Annotated in this window: 20 protein-coding genes and 1 pseudogene; 10 read left to right on the top strand and 11 right to left on the bottom strand. The window is 49.0% G+C overall.

Features of this window, described 5'->3' with window-relative positions; translation table 11 throughout:
• Window position 1: 1 nt before the first annotated feature.
• The 4 genes from WG31_RS10565 to WG31_RS10550 form a co-directional block, all read right to left on the bottom strand.
• Entirely contained in the window at window positions 2-907 is a 906-nt protein-coding gene (locus tag WG31_RS10565; RefSeq protein WP_063354495.1) for a ketopantoate reductase family protein, read from the bottom strand.
• A gap of 3 nt (window positions 908-910) precedes the next feature.
• Window positions 911-1,771 carry a 3-methyl-2-oxobutanoate hydroxymethyltransferase gene (panB, locus tag WG31_RS10560; RefSeq protein WP_063354494.1) on the bottom strand — a complete coding sequence of 287 codons (861 nt, stop codon included), beginning with the start codon at window positions 1,769-1,771 and terminating at the stop codon, window positions 911-913.
• Window positions 1,772-1,842: 71 nt separating this feature from the next.
• Window positions 1,843-2,328, bottom strand: a complete 486-nt coding sequence (locus WG31_RS10555; RefSeq protein ID WP_063354956.1) for a RidA family protein — start codon at window positions 2,326-2,328, stop codon at window positions 1,843-1,845.
• Between the two features lie 31 nt (window positions 2,329-2,359).
• Entirely contained in the window at window positions 2,360-3,148 is a 789-nt protein-coding gene (locus WG31_RS10550) for an SDR family oxidoreductase (RefSeq protein ID WP_063354493.1), read from the bottom strand.
• A gap of 125 nt (window positions 3,149-3,273) precedes the next feature.
• Here WG31_RS10550 and WG31_RS10545 point away from each other — a divergent pair, with 125 nt between their 5' ends.
• Genes WG31_RS10545 through WG31_RS10530 form a run of 4 tightly spaced genes read left to right on the top strand, consistent with a single transcriptional unit; the run spans window position 3,274 to window position 6,471 of the window.
• A complete protein-coding gene (locus WG31_RS10545) occupies window positions 3,274-3,861 on the top strand; it encodes a TetR/AcrR family transcriptional regulator (RefSeq protein ID WP_063354492.1) in 588 nt (195 codons plus the stop codon).
• 42 nt (window positions 3,862-3,903) lie between these two features.
• Window positions 3,904-4,776, top strand: a complete 873-nt coding sequence (locus WG31_RS10540; RefSeq protein WP_063354491.1) for a PhzF family phenazine biosynthesis protein — start codon at window positions 3,904-3,906, stop codon at window positions 4,774-4,776.
• A gap of 14 nt (window positions 4,777-4,790) precedes the next feature.
• Window positions 4,791-5,249, top strand: a complete 459-nt coding sequence (locus tag WG31_RS10535) for a YbaK/EbsC family protein (protein ID WP_063354490.1) — start codon at window positions 4,791-4,793, stop codon at window positions 5,247-5,249.
• 58 nt (window positions 5,250-5,307) lie between these two features.
• Window positions 5,308-6,471, top strand: a complete 1,164-nt coding sequence (locus tag WG31_RS10530) for a pyridoxal phosphate-dependent aminotransferase (RefSeq protein ID WP_063354489.1) — start codon at window positions 5,308-5,310, stop codon at window positions 6,469-6,471.
• 154 nt (window positions 6,472-6,625) lie between these two features.
• Here WG31_RS10530 and WG31_RS10525 read toward each other — a convergent pair whose 3' ends face one another.
• Window positions 6,626-7,876, bottom strand: a complete 1,251-nt coding sequence (locus WG31_RS10525; RefSeq protein ID WP_012812328.1) for an IS701-like element IS1452 family transposase — start codon at window positions 7,874-7,876, stop codon at window positions 6,626-6,628.
• Between the two features lie 514 nt (window positions 7,877-8,390).
• Between WG31_RS10525 and WG31_RS10515 the strand changes: the two genes are divergently transcribed.
• Complete coding sequence (locus WG31_RS10515) at window positions 8,391-8,888, top strand: hypothetical protein (RefSeq protein ID WP_063354487.1); 498 nt, start codon at window positions 8,391-8,393, stop codon at window positions 8,886-8,888.
• Window positions 8,889-9,371: 483 nt separating this feature from the next.
• On the opposite strand, the gene WG31_RS10510 is transcribed toward WG31_RS10515, so the two are convergent.
• A complete protein-coding gene (locus WG31_RS10510; RefSeq protein WP_157884528.1) occupies window positions 9,372-10,253 on the bottom strand; it encodes a hypothetical protein in 882 nt (293 codons plus the stop codon).
• A gap of 249 nt (window positions 10,254-10,502) precedes the next feature.
• A pseudogene (locus WG31_RS15055) lies at window positions 10,503-11,262 on the bottom strand (IS5 family transposase).
• A 249-nt stretch (window positions 11,263-11,511) separates the two neighbouring features.
• Here WG31_RS15055 and WG31_RS16220 point away from each other — a divergent pair.
• Together WG31_RS16220 and WG31_RS10490 are read left to right on the top strand one after the other, a co-directional pair.
• The gene (locus tag WG31_RS16220; protein ID WP_063354484.1) at window positions 11,512-11,901 is read left to right on the top strand and encodes a hypothetical protein; all 390 of its coding nucleotides are present in this window, start codon (window positions 11,512-11,514) and stop codon (window positions 11,899-11,901) included.
• A gap of 23 nt (window positions 11,902-11,924) precedes the next feature.
• Entirely contained in the window at window positions 11,925-14,279 is a 2,355-nt protein-coding gene (locus tag WG31_RS10490) for a TonB-dependent receptor family protein (RefSeq protein ID WP_157884527.1), read from the top strand.
• An 18-nt stretch (window positions 14,280-14,297) separates the two neighbouring features.
• Here the strand turns inward: WG31_RS10490 and WG31_RS10485 are convergent, their stop codons facing one another.
• The 4 genes from WG31_RS10485 to WG31_RS10475 all read right to left on the bottom strand — a co-directional run bounded on the left by WG31_RS10485 (window position 14,298) and on the right by WG31_RS10475 (window position 18,675).
• A complete protein-coding gene (locus WG31_RS10485) occupies window positions 14,298-14,957 on the bottom strand; it encodes an SCO family protein (protein ID WP_245191503.1) in 660 nt (219 codons plus the stop codon).
• A 668-nt stretch (window positions 14,958-15,625) separates the two neighbouring features.
• Entirely contained in the window at window positions 15,626-16,987 is a 1,362-nt protein-coding gene (locus tag WG31_RS10480) for an amidase (protein WP_063354482.1), read from the bottom strand.
• Between the two features lie 395 nt (window positions 16,988-17,382).
• On the bottom strand, window positions 17,383-17,544 hold the full coding sequence (locus WG31_RS15710; RefSeq protein ID WP_162269446.1) for a hypothetical protein: 162 nt from the start codon (window positions 17,542-17,544) through the stop codon (window positions 17,383-17,385).
• Window positions 17,545-17,745: 201 nt separating this feature from the next.
• Window positions 17,746-18,675, bottom strand: coding sequence for a LysR substrate-binding domain-containing protein (locus tag WG31_RS10475; RefSeq protein WP_063354481.1), 930 nt, complete (start codon window positions 18,673-18,675; stop codon window positions 17,746-17,748).
• Between the two features lie 120 nt (window positions 18,676-18,795).
• Between WG31_RS10475 and WG31_RS10470 the strand changes: the two genes are divergently transcribed.
• The 3 genes from WG31_RS10470 to WG31_RS10460 all read left to right on the top strand — a co-directional run bounded on the left by WG31_RS10470 (window position 18,796) and on the right by WG31_RS10460 (window position 20,912).
• On the top strand, window positions 18,796-19,665 hold the full coding sequence (locus WG31_RS10470; protein ID WP_063354480.1) for a pirin family protein: 870 nt from the start codon (window positions 18,796-18,798) through the stop codon (window positions 19,663-19,665).
• Window positions 19,666-19,763: 98 nt separating this feature from the next.
• Window positions 19,764-20,336 (top strand): NADPH-dependent FMN reductase, encoded by a 573-nt coding sequence (locus WG31_RS10465; protein ID WP_063354479.1) that lies wholly within the window; start codon window positions 19,764-19,766, stop codon window positions 20,334-20,336.
• A gap of 174 nt (window positions 20,337-20,510) precedes the next feature.
• Window positions 20,511-20,912, top strand: a complete 402-nt coding sequence (locus WG31_RS10460) for a GlcG/HbpS family heme-binding protein (RefSeq protein WP_063354478.1) — start codon at window positions 20,511-20,513, stop codon at window positions 20,910-20,912.
• Window positions 20,913-20,928: the final 16 nt, after the last annotated feature.

Raw genomic sequence — 20,928 nt, 5'->3', positions numbered from 1 at the left:
CCTAATACTTAATAGCCATCAATAAGGAATGTAAAAATCTATTGTAAGGAACGTCAATACCATGACGGTCTGCTGCATCCACAACCGCGCCTGTAAGAGCTTCATACTCCAGCGGTCTCCCAGCCTGACGATCCTCCCGCATTGATGTCGTGCTACCGGGCGGAACACTCTGAAGCCATGTCATGGCCTGTTCGATGTTGTCTTCACTCAACTTTGCCCCTTCAGCCAGACCGACCAACAGGGCCTCCCGCATGATCTGCCTGCCCGTCTGCTCAACAAGAGGGTCACGCATTACATCAGCACGGCGGCCTGTAAGAGCTGTAATGGGATTGACCGCAATATTCGATAGAAGCTTGGTCCATATGACCGTTGTCATATCATCTACCTGCCGGACTCTCATTCCCCCTTTTTTCAGAGATGAAATCAGGGATGCTCCGATAGCTGTCTGAGGTACACACACGTCACAATCAGTCACGCGCCGCAATATCACATGGCCGGGGCTCGGACGTTCGACGTTGAGATAAATGATAGCAGGAAGAACTTCCGCTTGTGGTGCGTATTTTGCAACACGTGGCTTGTGGCCCAAACCATTCTGGGCCGCTAGAATCACAGCATTATTCTGGTCAAAATGCTGCAGCCAACTCCCAACGTCATCCGTATGATGCGCTTTCACGGCAAGAACTGCCATATGACATGGGCCAAGCTCTTCCGGAACTGTAATATGTCTTACCGGATATCTATTCTGTTGTCCGCCTTCATTGACGATGATGTCATTGAACGGTGTCCGTGCACCGCAAACAGTAACATCCACACCTGCTTTGATCAGCGCAGCCGCTAATGAAAGCCCTACAGCTCCGGCCCCGATCAAGGCTACCGTTTGAGAAGAGGACTGAGATTTCTGCGTCATATGCTATTCCTCAAAGCAGTGCTCGGCAGCCGGGAAAATACCCCCTTCGACTTCCGCCATATAGTCTCGCGCTGCATCGCGCAGCAGTGTGCGCATGTTTGCAAACTGTTTGACAAAACGGGGAAGTCGTCCACCTCGAAGACCTGCCATATCCTGCCACACCAACACCTGGGCATCGCAGTGTCGACCAGCGCCAATCCCGACAGTGGGGATGGAAACCGACTGCGTAATTTCGGTCGCAACAGTTTCAGGAATCATTTCAATCAGAAGCGCAAAAGCGCCAGCCTCCTCAAAGGCGCTGGCCGTCTCCAACAAATCCTGGGCGCGGCCTCCGCGCCCCTGAACGCGGTATCCCCCCAGTTGATGTTCTGCCTGAGGGGTGAAGCCTATATGAGCCATCACAGGTATGCCCGAACTAACCAGCTTCCTGACCTGAGGCAGCATTTCTCTGCCACCTTCCAGTTTCACGGCATGAGCCCCCCCTTCTTTCATGAAGCGTGCGGCCGTCTTGAAGCATTGTTTGGCTGAGGCCTGGTATGAGCCGAAGGGTAAATCTGCGATAATGAGAGGACGATGGGTTGAACGCGAAACTGCTCTGACAAGTGGAATTAACTCGTCCACTGTGACAGGCAGAGAGGAGTCATTCCCGAAGACGTTGTTTGAGGCTGAATCACCGACTAGGAGAACAGGAATATCAGCCTCTTCAAAAATGGCTGCTGTGTACATGTCATAAGCGGTGAGCATAGCCCATTTTTGCCCGGACTCCTTCATCTTCCTGAGATACGGGATCCTGACGCGTTGCTTTTTTGCAGGCTCAGGGGACTGTATCCCTGATCCATATGGAGCGGGTTGTTCTTGCGCCATTGATTATGACCTTCTTGCCGTTATAGTTGTCCCGCTGTTCCGCACGACAGAACGAACAATACGGTACAAACTCATTCTTTGATTAAAACTTCAGCTTCAATCTCAATCGGAAAATTCAGAGGTAAGGCAGCAACACCAACTGCCGTACGGGCATGACGACCGATGTCGGGGCCAAAAACGTCAAGAATCAGATCCGTGAACCCATTCACAACGGCAGGGGCGTTGGTGAAGCCTGGCTTACACAACACCATCCCATGTACGCGACACCAGCCGACAATACGATCGAGGTCACCCAGTTCGCGCTTCAGGCTGGCAAGAATAGACAGACCGACTTTTCGCGCGGCTTCATAGCCCTCGTCGATAGAAACACTTTCGCCGACTGCGCCAAATGGTCCGGCAGGTTGGCCGTCTCTCTCCTGAGGGCCGTGGCCTGAAATATAAACTCGGTTTCCTCTGACGAGGACCCACGGAAAGGGAAGTTTCATGCCAGAGGGAAGTTGAAGTGGCTCTGGGAGTATAAGTCTCTGGTCCGCTAGCTTCTGTTCGATAATGGACATGTTTAGAGTTCTCCAAAACTGGGAAGCGGTATTAAAGGGTTCCGCGAAATTCCCCGCCATCCAGAAGAATGTTCTGTCCCGTCAGGTATCCGGTGAAGCGGCTACACAAAAAGGCGCACGTCGCTCCAAACTCTTCAGGCATCCCAAAACGTCCCGCCGGGATGGCTTGCAGACGCTGAACGAGAGCCTGATCAAGCGTGAGTCCATGCTTGGTTACCAGAGATTCAAGAGCCTGTTGGCCTCGATCCGTCCCAAACCAGCCGGGCAGGATATTGTTTAGCGTAACATTATTTGCAACGATTTCCGGATCGCGGGACAACCCGGCAACAAACCCGGTCAAGCCAGCTCGCGCGCCATTAGAGAGACCCAGAATGGCGATCGGTGCTTTAACCGCAAGCGATGTAATGTTTATGATACGTCCAAACTTCCGGCTGATCATGCCGTCGATCGTCGCCTGAATAAGCGCAATCGGCGTCAGCATGTTCGCGTTCAGGGCATCCTGCCAGGTCTCATGAGTCCAGTCGCGAAAGTTTCCGGGAGGCGGGCCACCCGCATTGGTCACGAGAATATCGATGACCGGGGCCGCCGCCAATGCATTCTTCTGCCCAGCTTCTGTCGTGATATCGCCCGGCGCGCCAATGACAGTCGCCTTTGGATTAAGAGCCTCCAGTTCCTGCACGGTCGCCGCGAGCGTGGTCTTGTCGCGTCCCGTCACGACAACGTTAGCGCCTTCCTGCACCAATGCCTTGGCACAGGCTTTTCCCAGCCCGCGGCTGCCAGCGCATACCAAAGCCCATCGTCCTGCAATCCCGAGATCCATTGCTTTATCCAGTCCTGAAAGTGGGAGCTTGCTACATGGAGAAAATTTGCTATGTTACTGACCAGTAAGGTCATCCTAACAGCCTTAGTGTCGACTTCGCCGCCGTGTCAATAAAGGAGTGTCCCATGGCTCTGAAAGCTCCCGTCTCGCAGGGCCCCCGCGCTAAAGACAAAATCCTTGGCGCTGCCCAAAACCTCTTTTACGAGCAGGGGATACGAGCTGTAGGTGTCGATGAAATCGTCCGCACGGCAGGGGTCACCAAACCGTCCCTCTATCGTCTTTTTGAATCCAAGGATGGGCTCATCATCCGGTATCTGGCGGATTATCAGAAGATATTCTGGAACTGGATAGAACGTGCTGAAATCTTATATCCTCAGGATGATAAAGCTCAGTTGATTGCGTATTTTGATGGGCTAGCCGAACGAGCTCCACGTCCTGACTATCGTGGATGCGGCGTAACAAACGCCGTGGTCGAGTTCCCGGATCCCCGACACCCCGTCAGGGAAGTCGCTTCCTCTCTCAAAAAAGAGGTTGAGACATGGCTGACGGCAAAGGCCGCGGCTATTGGAGCCACTGACCCCTCTCTGCTCGCTGCTGGGTTGATGTTGCTGATGGAAGGCACCTACACGACAAGCCAGCTTTACGAAACAGGCGGTCCTCCTGCGCGTGTTGGTGAACTGGCACGCCAGCTTATCGCTCTCAATTGCCCGTAGTGCCAATCAAATCACCCCTCGCTTCAGGAAAGGTCCTGACTGATGCGTTCTTATAAAGTTGTCGATGCGTTTTCCTCCTGCCCTTTCAAGGGCAACCCGGTCGCCGTAGTGATGGACGCTCAGGGTTTGAGTGATCAACAGATGCAGGATATTGCAGGCTGGACAAATCTTTCAGAAACAACCTTCATTTTACCAGTCACGCAGGAAAACGCTGATTATCGGCTTCGTATTTTTACACCTCATTCCGAGCTGCCCTTCGCTGGTCATCCAACTCTTGGCAGTGCTCATGCGGCCCTTGAAGCCGGACTGATCAAGGCGAAAGACGGGTATGTCGTTCAGGAGTGTGGTCAGGGACTTATCCGAATTGCCGTTCAGGAAAGCAAAGGCACCCAGACACTTACTCTGGATATGCCACACGCGGCTTTCGAGCCCTTGAAGCCAGAAGATATCGCAGAACTGGAAACAATCATTGGGCAAGAAGTGCTCTCGGATATTCCTCCTGCAATCGTCAATGTCGGGGCTGTCTGGATCGTGGCTCAAGTCGCTGATGCCACAACCCTCCTTGATCTCAAGCCCGATTTTTCCCGCTCAGCACGATTTGAACGCAAACTTGGTGTGACTGGCCTCTCACTGTATGGCGCCTATCCAGACGGTAGTCCTTCCGCCATTGAGGTTCGATCCTTTGCCCCATCCTGCGGCGTTGATGAAGATCCCGTCTGTGGCAGCGGGAACGGAGCCGTTGCAGCGTTTCGGGTTGCCCGTGGTCAACTCTCTGAAGAGGGAGGACAGTATTGCGCTACCCAAGGGGAAAAGCGCGGACGGTCGGGTCATATCGTCGTGGAAACAGCCGAGCATGGCGTTGTCCGGATTGGCGGAGCCTGCGTAACCTGCGTGGACGGGCAGATCCATATCTGAAGGACCAAAGTGTCGTGAGCCTTGAAACCGTCCAGTCGTTTCTTTCCCGATATGCCCCTGACATTAAGGTCATGACAAGAGATGTCAGTCTGGCCAGTGTAAACGATGCAGCCGAAGGTCTGGGTGTCACCCCACCCCAGATAGCCAAGACAATGGCGCTCATACAGGGCGACACACCGATCCTGCTTGTTCTGCGCGGAGATGCGCGCCTCGATAACCGGAAGTATCGTGATCAGTTTGGTGTGAAAGCTAAAATGATTTCTCCCGAAGATGTAGAAGCTATCACAAGTCACCCGGTTGGAGGCGTCTGTCCCTTCGGACTACCGAAGAAAATCCCTGTTTATTGCGACATTTCATTGAAAGATTTCGATGAGGTTTTTCCAGCAGCCGGCTCCCCAGAGGCTGCCTTGCGTATTTCGCCTTCAAGACTGGCCGATCTGACAGAAGCCACATGGGTGGATGTAGCAAAGTAAAACATCAATTACGCAAGGTTGCCGATTTCTTCTGGTATTTTTTCTCTGGACGCCCATCATGACACCTCTGTCCCGCCGTAGTATTGTTGACCCCTTTCATGCCATTGATATCATGTCTGAAGCCCTGAAACTGGAGCGGTCTGGGCGATCCATTATCCATCTGGCCATCGGTCAACCTGGCGCGCCAACTCCTCAACGAGCTCGTATTGTCGCGTCTGAAACGCTCCATCATGGCCGGATTGGCTATACAGAAGCTCTTGGCATACCAGCACTCCGGACACGAATAGCGCATCATTATCAGCAACAATATGGTCTTGAAATTTCGCCCGAGCGTGTCGCTGTCACAACGGGATCATCCGCGGCTTTCACGCTGGCCTTCCTTGCCCTCTTCGACGTTGATGATTGTGTTGCCATTCCCACCCCGGGCTATCCTGCTTACCGAAATATCCTCAAAACACTTGGTCTCAACGTTGTTGAAATCCCGACAACGCACGATACACGCTGGACTGTTACACCAGAACAGATTGCACAGGCTCATGCAAAAAAGCCAATAAAGGGGATTGTTCTGGCCAGCCCTAACAATCCTGACGGCACCATGATGGAGCCTGATCGTCTCGAAGCGGTGGCAAACTGCTGCGCAGATCATGGCATTCGGTTGATCATGGATGAGATCTATCACGGTCTGGTATATGATTTTCCAACAATCAGTGCATTGAAATTTTCTGATGATGCCATCGTTATCAACAGTTTTTCAAAATACTATTGTATGACGGGCTGGCGTATCGGTTGGATGATCATGCCAGAGGGAATGGCCCGCACAGCAGAATGTCTGGCGCAAAACCTTGCTTTGAGTGTTAACGAACTGTCTCAGATCACAGCTCTGGCTGCTTTCGATGCGACAGAGGAACTCGAAACCGTCAAAGCGGGCTATGCGGAAAATAGACAATACTTACTCAAGCGTTTGCCAGAAATTGGTCTTACCTCTTTTCATCCGCCAGATGGCGGCTTTTTCATCTATACTGACATCAGCCACCTTGCCGATGACAGTATGATATTTGCACGCGACCTTCTCCGCAAAGCAGGCGTTTCCGTCGCTCCTGGGATAGATTTTGATCACTGCCAAGGATCGAAATATATTCGACTATCCTTTGCCGGAAAAAAAGACGACATTGAGGAAGGCTGCCAAAGAATAGCTGATTTTATTGCAAAGAGAGTAAAATGAGAACGTCACAGACGCCCCAAGAATGGGCAGCCCAGTTAGCACTACAGTTGCATTTTGTGTCGTGAGTGAGCGCGGATAGCACTGGCCTGATGCGTTCGTCGAAAGACGGACCATCTGAGGATGTGAGAGACGGGTAGTCTGCGTTGTGCAAGTTTTACGACGAGGCGCCTGATCTCCTGAATGGACCAGCGGACAAGGACTGTCGTGTTCTGAGTTGTGTTTTTTTCGGTTTCAGTGAGTTTGCCTGGTAACGGACACTGGCCATGACGGCATAGGCCAGCATGACCAGAGAGACATGCCGATGCCAACCATGCCAGGAGCGGGTCTCGTTATGATCAAGACCAAATTCGTTTTTGGCCGTCTCGAACCCTTCTTCGATCCTCCAGCGCGTCCCTTCAACGTTCACCAGTTCCTGCGTGGTTGTCCCTTTCGGGCTCCAGGTCGTAAAATAGGCAAGGTCCCCGTCAGCGATGTTTCGGCGGATCAACAGGCCACGTGTCCATGGTCCGGCTATAGGGCAGTCAAATTCTTCAGCATCCAGATCAGCAAGCGGAAGATACGCCCAGTCATAAAGTCGCTCACCTTTTGTGCCGTGCCCCGCTGACAGACGACGCCAGGCCTGGTCTGGCAGTCCTGCTGCAATATCTTTCGCCTCTCCGGCAATCAGCGGTTCCGTTGCCCATGATCCGAACCAGTGATTGCCCTTGACCCCAAGCACATATCCAATTCCTGCCCGGCGAAGCGTGCGTTCTACGTCGCCCACGCCATACACGCTGTCTGCTGCAACCCAGCGGAACGGCACACCGGCCTCAATACTTCGCTCAATCATCATCGAGGCTAACGCCGGTTTGGTTGCAAACACCACGTCATCGGGAACGTGGGCCCGCTTCAGACGCTCAGGCTTTGATGTCCAGTCTTTCGGGAGATACAGGGCGCGGTCAATAAAGGCATGCCCCCGTTCCGAAACATAAGCGCCAAACACACCAATCTGGCAGTTCGTGATCTTGCCGGCAGATCCCGTATACTGCCGCCCCACACCGCAGGACGCCTGACCCTTCTTCAGAAAACCGGTCTCATCAATGACCAGCACGCCCTCTTCAGTGCCCAGATGCTCAATCACATAATCCCTGACGACGTCACGAAGGGCATCGGCATCCCAGTGCCCGCGTCCCAGAAGCGCCTGCTGCCGCCATGGACCAGGATCTCCTGCGGCTTCCGCTCGCATCCATCCCGTCTTGCGTGGTTCATTGCCAATCAAAACATCAAGAAAAGCACAGGCCGAATCTACGACACGTTTTTGCGTGAACAGCGGCGCCATCCGATCCTTGGCGGACCGAAGCGAGCGCGCCCATAATTCCAGCGTCTCTTCAACAGACGTACCGCCACTCATCATATCCTGAATCATGGTTACCCATAGATTCAGAACTCAACACAAAATGCAACTGTAGTGCTAGATGTTTTGTCCCGAGGTTTGATGATGAATCGTCTGCGTCTGACCGCTAATATGGAGGCCCGCTTTTCCATTTTTAGCGCTGAAAACCGACGGTCAGAATTCCCCCCCCCACCATTTCCGTGTTCCACATCTAAAGTGGTTGCAGATGATTTTCCTCGCCTTGTGGTAGAAACCTTTGGTAAATCAGTAATCGTGTATCAGATTAACGGCATGCCCAAACAGTGTATTCGCTTTAACCGGCGTTTTTTAGGACGCGATACATTTAAGGCTACCCCATGTTTGGGTTGGAAACCATCCCCGACAGTTTGGCTCTGGTGAAGGCCCGCCACGGGCAGCTGGCGAACTGCTTTATATGGGATTGTTCCACCTTAGGATTGATTATTACGTTCGCTTTCAATCGTTCACATGCTACATTTTTGCTTAGCGTGCTGTTGTTTAGCAGATCGTTTCAAAGGAATAGTGAAATATGAATGAAAAAAACATCATTATTATGCAAGCTATATCAGCGGTTTTAATGGGTAGTGATTATTTTATGCCCGAATCTCTGCGAAAATCTATTAATGATCCATTGAAAACTTATTTCTTGGGAGTCAAGGAAAGAGCGTTTAAACCGTTCCCAGAGTACTGGGATTTTTTTTGGAAAAATAAAACAAAAACATTATATCCATTAATAATAGTCGTATTAAATTTATTTCTATATAAATTCCATCTATTTTCATTCCATGGCACATCAGGATTTTTATCATACGTAATTCCTGTATTTGCACTTTTATGGTTTTTTGTGTCTGGAATATCCATCATATTAATATCAAATAACATTCTAAATCAAATGGTTATTCTTGTGTTTTTGGCTCTTCCAATAACGGGAGTAGCGTTCTTTTTAGAAAAATCTGGAAAAGGTCCTATGGCAGCGGCTGGATTTGTTATCTTGATGCTTTCGTTTTTCATTAGATATAGGCAGTAATTTTAATATGCAGTTATTTTATCTGGATTTTAGTGAAGACACTATCTGTTTTCTGGGTCAAAGTTCATTTTTATATGTTTGATCTGAAAGCAGGTAGAAAGTAATCGCCTTCATATAATAAATACAGCTGCTTATGTTGGTTTCCAATAGCGGACAGTGGCCAGCGAAGGTTCATCATTGCCACTCAAGACCGAGCCTGCAGAAGTAGTTTCTGATTTTACTATGCTTATTGCGTGTTGCTAAAGTGTGTCGCTTCCCTCGTAATGAGTTAGTGACATCTCTTCAATGCAACGTGCGCACCCTTTTTCGATATAAGGAGCACGAAACGCCTTAAATTGCATGTTTTAGGGGTAATTATGCTGTCTTTTCCTCGAGATAAGTCTTCCGACAAAGGTAGCCGTTAGAGGCTCGATCACGGCTTGGAACGGTAGTTCTCTTGCTGTTCACTCCTACTAACTCGTTAAAATATTGCGTGAAAGTGATCTAATTCTGGGCAGACAGAGTTTGGGCAGTAGCTGCCATTTTGATCTTCTGGATCGAGCATTCTGCCTTATCTTCGATATGCTCGACTAAATCGGTGATATGCTTAGCTAGTGTGCCAATTACGGACTCATCAAAGCTGTGAATCCTTCCAGTTATATCGGCACCATTCCGATGCACGCAATCATGGCGGATTAGGACGGCTTTCTCTAGCTCGATCTTAACATCAGGGTTGGCTGGCCAAAATGGTTCTGCGAGCGCGACGTTGTATAGTTTTTCGACCCTTTCAAGGTCATGATAAAGCAGCTTTTGTAACCCAAGCTTAAAAGTCTTTTCCGCTTTTTCTGGATCAAGCAACAAATCTGTGACCTTCAGAGTTTTGTCTCTAATGAAGTCAGCTTTTTCTATCAGGCGTCGTTTGATAGCGTCATGCTCTGTCGACAGCATCAATATTTTGTCGGACAGATAAGCTTCCATTGTCGCGATGAGCTGAGAATATATCATACGGTTGAGAACACTCGTCGGCGTAGCATTCGAATTGGTAAGCAAGTCTAAAAGCTCAGTCTCTGATTTTTCAAAAGCTCCGACTACGTTATTCGCTGGCTCATAACTTAGCAAATAATCTTCATAGTCATCATAATCAGGTTCAAGGTCTATATTTATGTCGTTTCCATCAATATTTGCTGTGATTCCCCATAGCCCATTTACGGTCTCAACTTCGTAATCAGTGTCGCATACCGGACAACAGACATTGTGTTCCTCGACTAAATCGCCATCGGTCATTCGCTCGACATTAAAGTTAGGACTTGATACCTCCAACTCATCCATGATGTTGCCATTGCATCCCCTGTTTATGCATGCAAATTGAATGCTGGCTTTAGGCATCAAGAGTCACTCATCATAAAAAATAATATCAAATGTTTGTGGCATAGGGAAATTAATCATTACAATCCCTTGACGAGGAGAATTTCGATCAAGATTATTTTATTTATTAAAAATATTCTTTGTGAGCACCATCCTTATCAACAGATAAACGGTAATCGTCGATAAGCCGCTTGAAGACACGCGGACATCTATATAATTGTTTCCATCTAAATTTTTTACACCTAGGGGTGCCCCAGCTAGGCTCAGGACTCATAGCCAGAAGATGACGGTTGCGGCGAGGCAGACGGCTGAGAAGAAGACGGTCGGGCATCTGTCGTAGCGGGTTGCGACCCGCCGCCAGTCCTTGAGCCTTCCGAACATAATCTCGATGCGATTGCGGCGTTTATATTTTCGCTTGTCGTATTTGACCGGCTTTCCGCGAGATTTCCGTCCTGGAATGCAGGGCTTTATACCTTTCTCTTCCAGGGCGTCCCTGAACCAGTCTGCGCCATACCCGCGATCTCCCAGCATCCATTGTGCTGCAGGAAGATTGTCCAGCAAGGCAGCGGCACCGGTATAATCGCTGATCTGCCCTGTAGTCATGAAAAAACTCAGCGGTCGTCCGTTCTGATCGGTGACCGCATGAAGCTTCGTGTTCATGCCACCTTTTGTCCGTCCGATCAGGCGGCCTGGATCCCCTTTTTTAGCCGCAGGCTCGAAGCCGTGCGGTGCGCCTTGAGATACGTCGCATCAATCATAATCGTCTGAGGCTCGGCTTTCGCAGCAGACAGGCCATCCATCATCCGCATGAAAATGCCCATGTCGCCCCAACGTTTCCAGCGGTTGTAGAGCGTCTTGTGCGGACCGTATTCCCGGGGCGCATCACGCCACCGCATACCATTGCGGTTCACAAAAATGATGCCGCTCAGCACACGGCGGTCATCAACGCGAGGTTTGCGCCGTGGCTCTTGGGAAAGAACGACCGCAGACGCTCCATCTGTTCGTCCGTCAGCCAGTACAGGTCGCTCATCTTTAGTCTCCTCACAGCGCCTGAAACAGATTTCCGAAATCAAATCAATGGGTCCTGAGCCTAGATCCCTAGGCTTGGCGGGGTGCTGCATATATGACCCGCCTCAACAGGCGTCTAAATCACTAGAAAAATACATAATAGTGTCCGCGGCGGGATTCGAACCCACGGCCCCAGGATTCATACCACCGAGACAAAAGCGTTGGTAAATCTGATCTGGTGAATCAGAGTAATCTACGGTAGTGATTATGGATGTTAACTCGCTCTCACAGCTTGCTTCAGTCAGTGGTCTTTTGGCCTCTGGTGCTGCTTGCTCTGGTCGCACGGCTGACATTTGGTGGAGTTGTTTTCCCGGTCGCTTTGGTTGAAGATCCACTCAAAGATCTCATAAAACTGAGTATTCTTTGCGATGATCAGAAACCGCTTTCTGATCCTGATGGACAGCATCACCACACGACAGATTCGCAGGACGATAGTTTTCTTCTTTCTGAAGTGCTTGAGCTTTTTTTACTCAGTATTGCGTTCTGTATTTTTGCTGGGTTGAGTGCTGAATGTGTGTGCCGAACATGGATGTTTGCACCTATCCGTGGGCCGCCTACGCCAAAACGTACGTCTCTCTGTCCGCAAGGACCTCCCGTCTGACCTGAAATTACAGGGTTGCTCGCGTGTTTTGGCACGCGGGCTTTTCGTGTTGTTTATTCAGGTTCAGAATCATGTTTCATGTTTATGGCACCCCTCTTCGGTTTTCCGGAGTGATGGTGGCTGTCACTCTTTTTTCCGCAGCTCAGATGGCCCATGCACGTTCTCAAATACAGCATGGCAAGCTTGTATCCTCGATGGGGAAGCAGGCAAAAACTGAACAGGTTACGGTAAAGGGAAATAGCCGCGTTTCCGCAACAACGCATCCCGCAGGGCAAACAACGTACCATTCTGATCGCGGCAACTTTGGTAATCAGGTCGGGCAAAGTGTTGCGGATATGGTTGTGACCATTCCTGGCGTGAGCTTCACGCAAGGGAATGGCCCACGGGATACAGTGGTTTCTGTAAGAGGTTCGGGAGACCGTCAGTCTTACGGGCTAAAAAACCTACAGGTGCTGGAAGATGGCTTCCCGATGACACAGCCTGATGGGACCGCTCGTGCCGATCTCATCGATCCACATGCTTATGCGGGTGTGGATGTTTTTGAAGGCCCGGCATCAACTCTCTACGGCAATTATGCCATTAACGGTGCGATCAATTTTCGTACCCGAAAAGGAGCCGATATTCATGGCCTTGAGGTGGGTTCGGATTTTGGTAGCTTCGGAATGTTCAATAATTACGCAACGTTGGGGCTTGGTAATAAACATTATGATCTCATGATCTTTGGGAGTGACGTGCGGGGAAATGGGTTTATTGCCAATAGCCGTTACAACACTTCAACAGAAAATGTGCGGTTGCGTGTTAACCTCACATCATCAGATCGGCTTATCTTGAAATTTGTAAATAACGTTACGGATGCTTTTTTACCCGTGCGGCTATCGCTTAACCAGTATCGGGCCAATCCCTACCAGCAGGGATGTTATAATGCTGTAAATGCAGCAACAGGATGTGCATCCGTTAATCTGTTGGTGAATGGTCGTTACGGAACAAAGGAAGCCATGAGCCCAGAAGCTGCTGGTTTGGGTCGTTTTGACCGCCGCACAGTTGTTGGCTTGCGTTGGGAACATGATTTCAATGCGCGCACAATCTGGCGTAACCAGTTTACCTATGATCAACGCCATATTGATCAGCCGACATCGCCAGTAGCGTATGTTGGCCCGTACAATTCCTACAATGCCAGCAGCGATATAACGAACCATGCACGTCTTGGTGGTAAATCACTGGAAACTTTTGGCGGGATCAGTTTTGATTATCTCGACTTTGGCTCTCAGACCTACAATATCATGCCGCTTGGTGGGGCCACTCGTGGTGCAATGAATTCGGAATCCTATGGGCACCAGTGGAATTTAGGTGCGCGGTTTCAGGAGGACTGGCATTTTGCCCCCAACTGGCACGTAGTGGTGGGGCTTGGGGGAACATACTCGGATATTGGGGCTACCGAGACGCTTTACAGTTATTCTGCCACAGGCCGGGATCAGCGCTATATTACGGCCAATCGCTTCTACTTCAATTTAGCTCCCGAAGGAGCATTGATTTACACACCATCAAAAAAATGGACGTTTCATACCCGTGTTGGCACTGCCTATGGAACACCGTCATCTTCAAATCTATTTATTACGCCGCAGGGGCAATATGGTAACAATACACAACTGAAAAGCCAGACAAGTGTTGGTATTGATCTTGGTGCCGATTGGCATCCATCTTCCAACATGACTATTCAGGCAACGGGTTTTTACGAATTTTATAATAATGAACTCGTTAGCCAGTCTGCCGGTGTGAATACCGTGGGTTCCTATACGTTTAATGCGCCAGCATCCCAGCATCGGGGGATTGTTTTGGGGGTGGAGTGGAAGCCGCTTCCTACAATGCTACCGGGGGGACGTATAAAGCTTAGTTATACTTATGATAATCAGGTTTATACAAATTACACTGAGGTTCTTTCAAATAGTACCGTCTCACGCAGTTTTAGTCGTAAAGGAAATTATATTCCGGGCGTGATTCCCAATTTTCTTAATGCGCGTTTTTTGTACGATCAGCCTGATGGTGCCTTGGAAGGGCTTGGTGGTTACGCTGAGGTGACTTGGCGAGATTCCTACTGGCTGGATAACGCCAATCGTTTGAAAGCCCCCGGTTACGCATTGTTGAATCTGGAAGTGCATTATAATCCGCCAACACGGCTTGGGTGGGCACATCGGTTACACTGGTATTTCGAAGTGCAGAATGTTGCAAACCAAACCTATATTGCAGGGGCGACCAACATCAGTGACAGTTTGCAGAGCAATGGACAGCAGGCAACAGCGCGTATGCTCATGAATAGTACTGGTTCTATTTATGCAGGCTCACCCAGAGCGTATTTTGGTGGTGTGCGTATCCGGTTTTGATGAAGGGCTGATAAACTTTTATGATGGATGGTTTTTGGGTGGTGGCAAAAGCTGTTTAAGTTCAAGTGCAATGTGATGGGCGCTGGAATCTACCGGTATCATACCAGCTAGGTGGTTCTGGCCGTCCATCAGATACAAGAGCGAACTATGATCCATAAGATAGCCAGCCCCATTACTTGTACGATACCGTGCGGAGACATGAAATGCAGCCATTATAGGCTGAAGTTGTGCTTCGGTTCCGGTTAGACCCACAATACGTGGTGAAAAACGTTGTATATATTCTTTTACAACAGCCGGTGTATCTCGTGCGGGGTCAACCGAGATGAAAACGGGTGTAATATTCTGCCCGAGCGGCCCGAACTCATCCAGTGCAGCCGATACGGTTGCAAGTGTCAGGGGACAAACATCTACGCAATGTGTGTAACCAAAGTAGATGAGCGTATAACGGCCTTGAAAATCAGTTTGCGAGACTACGTGCCCGTTTTCATCAGTCAGGGCATAAGGCCCACCAATTTGGGTATGGGAATGTGATGTTAGGACTGCCCGCAGACCTGTTGCTCCGATAAGCAAAGCAAAGATAATTCCCATAACAGGCAAAATTGTTTTCCAATTTTGTTGGCGTGGAGAGGGAGGCTTTCTCCTGTCAGATATGGTTTTGCGTGGGCTTTTCTGGGTCATAACCATATTATAGCAAATAGCGGATATATGTGCAGCAAAGCATTATCACGGCATTATGGAAGAACCTTTTCTTGTAAGGGGCCGTATATTTTGGGGAAGGATAGGAACAGGCTTTGTCCATTTAGCGCGAAACAGAACTGATGGACTTTGTTAACGGGGATGATAACGTTTTGTGCACTCTTCCCATAAGCATTGTTGTTTCCATTCTGTGTACGGCTAAATCCATCTCCGGCCAGCAGCATGGAAGTGCATTGAGAGAACAGAAGGGTTGCCAGCATATTTCATCATTGCCGCCATTGTAGAGTATTAATGCCTTCATCATGTATAGGGCTTTCAATACCGTAATTGCAGGAGTGATTGTTGTCTGATCTATATCTGAATTGCAAAGAGATAAAAGTGATGACAACAATACTTATAATAGGTGCAAGCACAGGATTTGGTCATGAAGTTGTAATTTGATTGGCTGCAAAAGGCTGCATGGAATTAGAAAGTTACCGATGGGCTCGGTGAGCGCGCGGCTCTTGTGCAGAAATCTTACGATATCAGGCCGAGAACTCCGGCCTGATACAGTTCTCAGAATTTTATGAATGAATTCTTCGGTAGCTGCTTTACGAAAAGCAGGCAGACTGTCTGCCCATTTGGCTTCCTAATTACTGTATGAGTAGTTCTTAGGAGGCTAGAATATGTTCGATCTGTGCAGCGATACGGAAAAGAATATGATCTTCCGCATGACGACCCATAACCATGAGCCCTACCGGTGCTTCACCCATCTGATGACACGGCAAGCTGATGGCGCATAAATCAAGAAAATTAGCGATAGTGGTATTGCGCAATAAGAGCAGGTTGGTTGCCACATAACGAGTGTTATCATGCATATCACTAATTTTGGGAGCGATAATGGGCACGGTTGGCAAAATAACAGCATCATAATGGTTCATGATATCTGCTGCCTGTTGGATCAATTTGGTTCTGCTTTGCCGTAAAGAAATGTAATCCACAGCGTTCTGCTCGTAACCTCGTAGAATACGTTGCAATACAAAAGGATCGTAAACGCTACGGTGCCTTTCTAGCAAAGGTTGATGCCAAGCAAGAGATTCAGCAGCGGGAAACCCTCCCTTGCTGTTGGCTTGAGGAATTTCTTTAAGGGGTGGGCAGGTAAATGTTTCCAGCATAACGCCGTTTTTGGAAAGTCTGCGTAAACAATTTTCCCATGTATGGGCAACTGTGTCGTCCATATCTTCCATAACAGAAGTGCTAAGAATACCTAGGCGAAGTGTGCTGCCTTCTCGTCCGGTTGGAGCATCCTGTATACGAAGTGTTCCGGTTGCCATCAGGCTATCTGTAGCCCAACAGCACTTTACGGTGCGGCCAATACTTCCAATGGAATCCAAAGTAGAAGAAAGAGGAACCGTACCTTTGGTAGAAATGCGGCGTGCAGTGGGCTTAAAGCCAACAAGGCCGGTAAGTGCTGCTGGAATACGACAGGAGCCGCCTGTATCGCTGCCAATGCCTACAAATGCCATGTTGTCTGAGACCGAAATGGCAGCTCCAGAAGAAGATCCTCCGGGAATGTGTTTTTCATGCCTGTGCCATGGATTGGCCGGAGTGCCAAAATGCGGATTGATGCCAATGCCCGAGAAAGCAAATTCGGTCATGGTCGTTCTGCCAATACTAATAAGTCCTGCTTGCTTCAGGCGTTCAATAGCAGGCGCGTCCATGCTTGCAGGCGGGGCATCTGCTAACACCATGGAGCCAGCTCTGGTAATGGAACCAGCTTCATCAAAGAGATCCTTAACAGAGATGGGGAGCCCAGCTAAAGGAGATGGCGCTTGTCCCTGACACCGCAATCTATCTATGGCATCGGCTTGCCTGCGCGCAGCCGTAGCATGCACAGATACGAAGGTGCGCGCTCCTTCTCCATGAGGTTCTGCAATGTTGTCTAAAGCATTTTCTACCAGTTTGCGGGCTGTTGTGCGGTTATCAGCAAGTGCCTGCGCTGCATGAAACATGGAAGAGAAGGAAGAGGGCATCGGGCAGTTCCGTGTTTATTGGCTGTCGATCCATGACAGAAATAGATTTAAGTGTATCATGGTTGGCCTATAGCCAAAGCAAAAGACAGGCAATGCAAGCTTAATGTGAATATCTGCTTTTGCGACATCACCATGCTTTTGGCCAATTCAATAAGAATATTTCTAACAGCTACAGAGTTCATACACGTGGGATTTGCCCGGAACAATCACTTTGCTGGCAACAGACCAAGGCAGAATAGTAAAACTAATGCCAGCAGCAACAGTATCCTGAAGTGTTAGAAGTCGGGCAGGAATAGTTCGCAAACGTTAAAAGATAGGAGATGGGAAACACTCTCTTTAAGATTTTTCACTTAAAGAGAGTGCCGTTTTACAAGGCGCGTTAAAAACAAACATATTTATTTTTTGGGTTTTTTAGTGGGTTTTTCAGGTGGTTCTCTATCTCCGGTAAAACCACTTCTGGACGGTGGGTCACTTGCAGGAAAGCTTTCATCTAAAGCTTCATCAAGTTTTTTATCTTGAGCTTGTTTTTTGCTGTCTTTGTTTTTCTTTTCGGCCATAACAAACCTCATACATATGACTGTGGAAACAAGCCGGACCAAAAATGACAGAATTTTGAGTGTCTGCCTGATTGGTGTAGGGCGTTTAGATACAACGTTCCCGGCAAGTAAGGTTTCCGTTTTTGAGCATCTGAAAAATGATTTTGTTTTCTGCTAATCAGATTATAAGAACTGAGATGTCTGTTTTGTAGATATACTTTTTTATGCAGAGGGTATTTTAAAAATTTCTGTGGCCAAGTTACGTTGGGCACGGCATTCTTTCGCCAGAAAATCTAGCAAAGCGCGAACAGCGGGAACAAGCCCGCGACGAGATGGAAACACAGCGTGAATAATACCAGCTTGCGGATGCCAGTCTGGAAGAACGCGTATCAGGTGACCTGCCTCAATATCTTGCCAAACCATCATGGTGGGCATTTGCACAATACCAGCACCTACAAGGGCAGCTTCGCGTAGCACAGCCATATCGTCTGTTGCCAATCGTGGTTCATGAAAAATGGTGGCTGTTTGTCCTTCCTGATTTTCCAGTAACCATGAGTGTGAACCCGGTGTGGTATGAAAATCCAAGCTGGGAAAGGCGTTTAAATCTGCCGGGGAAGATAGTGGGTGCGGCACAAGGGTTGGTGCTGCAATCAAACACTGCGTACTGGTATCAAGCGTGCGCATAACAAGATCTGATGAAGCAATGGGCGGAAACCGCACGCGTATTGCAAGGTCCATACCTTCTTTCAGGACATCTACGCGCCGGTTGGTGCTTTCAAGTTGTAGCGTTACGGCTGGATACAGCATGATAAAGCGGGCAAGTAAGGCACCAAACTGAAAGTTCAGCAAAGCTACAGGGCAGCTTAAGCGGACAAGCCCACAGGGTTCGGTTTGAAGCCGGGCTACAGATCGCTCTGCCGTATCTGCTTTTTCCAACATGGCAATACAGTGTTCATAAAATCGGTGTCCTGTTTCCGTAACGCTAAAATGGCGTGAGGAGCGTTGGATCAGGCGCGTATGCAGGCGCTCTTCAAGAAGGCGGATACGGCGGCTGAGGAGAGATTTTTGTAGGCCAGTTGCACGAGCCGCCGCTGAAAATCCACCATATTTTACAACCTGTACAAAATATCCAAAGTCATTCAGGTCTCTCATTGTCCTACCTATGAAACGCAATGTTTTATTTAGGAATCTTTATGCGACGATAAGAAGAGCGCATGTTTCGTGTCAACAAAAGGCGCATAAAGCGCTCTTGCTTCAGACAGGACAAAAGTCATGCAGAAGAAAATTCTTGGTCGTTATGGAAATGAGCGTGGACACTGGGTAGGTGATGGTTTTCCTGTACGCTCTCTGTTTTCCTATACGGATTTTGGTGAGCACCTCAGCCCGTTTCTGCTGTTAGACTATGCAGGCCCGCATAAGTTTGCGCCAACAGATACACGGCGCGGTGTAGGCCAGCATCCACATAAAGGGTTTGAAACCGTTACCATTGTTTATGATGGTGAAGTGGAGCACCGTGATTCATCTGGCGGTGGTGGCATTATTGGCCCCGGTGATGTGCAGTGGATGACAGCAGGCAACGGTATCCAGCACGAGGAATTTCATTCTCCAGCTTATGCAAAAGCTGGGGGAGATTTCCGGATGGTGCAGTTATGGGTCAATTTGCCAGCTCAAGATAAAGGCGCGCCAGCAGGCTATCAAACCCTACAGGCTGCGGAAATTCCAACCATTGCATTGCCGGATAATACGGGCAGCCTGCGGATTATCGCGGGAGACTATGAAGGTGAGCATGGGCCTGCGCGCATTTTCTCTCCACTTAACGTGTGGGATGGAAAGCTGGAAGAGGGCGCACACATCATGCTTTCTCTCCCTGCGGGGCATAATGCCGCTATTGTTTCGCTTGAAGGAAAGTTGATTGTAAATGGCGCGGAGGAAGTAGGAAACGCACAATTTGTGCTGTTGGATCAGGAAGGCACAGAGGTAACATTACAAGCTACCAAAGTCTCCAGCTTTCTTATTTTAACTGGTGCGCCTTTGAATGAACCTATTGCCGGATATGGGCCTTTTGTCATGAACACGCGGGAGGAAATCCGTCAGGCAATTGAAGATTTTAACAGTGGGCGTTTTGGCAACATTTCAGACTGATACATCGTGGCATGTATCGCAACGATCATGCAGCTTGCACGTCATGTCATCCATGACAGGCTATTTTTTCAATAAACACTTCAAGGCAGGACAGAAGCATGACACAGGAAAAAGAACATCTACATTTTGTAACTGTATTGGGGAGCCTGCGTAAGGCATCTTATAACGGTATTGTGGCGCGCACGTTACCTGCATTGGCTCCAGATGGAATAACTATTTCAGCGCTTGGTTCTATCGCTGATTTTCCGCATTATAATCAGGATGTGCAGGAGCAGGGTTTTCCTGCTTCTGTGCTAACAATGGGGGAGCAGATCAGGGCAGCAGATGGCGTTATTATTGTAACGCCAGAATATAATTATTCCGTGCCGGGTGTGCTTAAAAATGCGCTTGATTGGCTTTCTCGCCTCACGCCGCAACCGTTTGCGCGCAAACCCGTCGCGCTGCAAACGGTCTCACCGGGCATGATTGGTGGTGCCCGTGCGCAGTATCACATACGCCAGAGCATGGTGTTTATGGATGCCCTTGTGTTGAATAGGCCGGAAGTGATGATCGGCCAGGCAGCGGATAAATTTGATACAGACAAGCTGGAACTGACAGACGAGAAAACACGCGCTTTTCTCACGCGCCAGATACAGGCCTTGGCAGATCTGGCACGCGGGGAACAAAAATAGACTATCTGGGGATTTGTGAGGCTAAAGATAAAAATTAATAAGGGCCTCACGCTTCATTTATAATAAGAATATGTTCATTATCGTTAAATAAATGTGTTTTGTGTATAATTTCTCTTTCATTTAAGAGCGAGATGAGTAGTCTGCGCGCTTTTCTTCGTGCAGGAGTTCTGTTTCATGAAGCTTTCTTTGGCTTTATCTATGCTAGATGCTGCCTTGGCAGAGGCGCGTCGGCTTGAAGTAAGCGTATGTGTGTCCATTGTGGATGCCGCAGCATGGCCAGTGGTTTTTGCTCGGATGGATGAAGCACCTTTAGGTGTGGTTGATGTGAGCCAAAAAAAGGCGCGCACAGCAGCTTTGTTCCAGATGGACAGTGCGGACTTTGCCGCAAAAGGCTGCCCGGATGGTGAGGCCTATACGCTGGAGAATACAAACGGCGGTTTAACCAGCTTTGGCGGTGGGCTGGTGATTAAAGCCGCAGATGGCTCTTTTTTAGGTGCCATAGGTGTTTCTGGTGCCAAAACAGAAGATGATATTGCAATTGCCCGTGTTGCAATGAAACAGGCCGTAAAGAACTGAACTTTCTTATTTTTGA

The sequence above is a fragment of the Acetobacter oryzifermentans genome (assembly GCF_001628715.1).
GTDB lineage: Bacteria > Pseudomonadota > Alphaproteobacteria > Acetobacterales > Acetobacteraceae > Acetobacter > Acetobacter oryzifermentans.
This window is presented reverse-complemented; position numbering and strand designations above follow the sequence as displayed.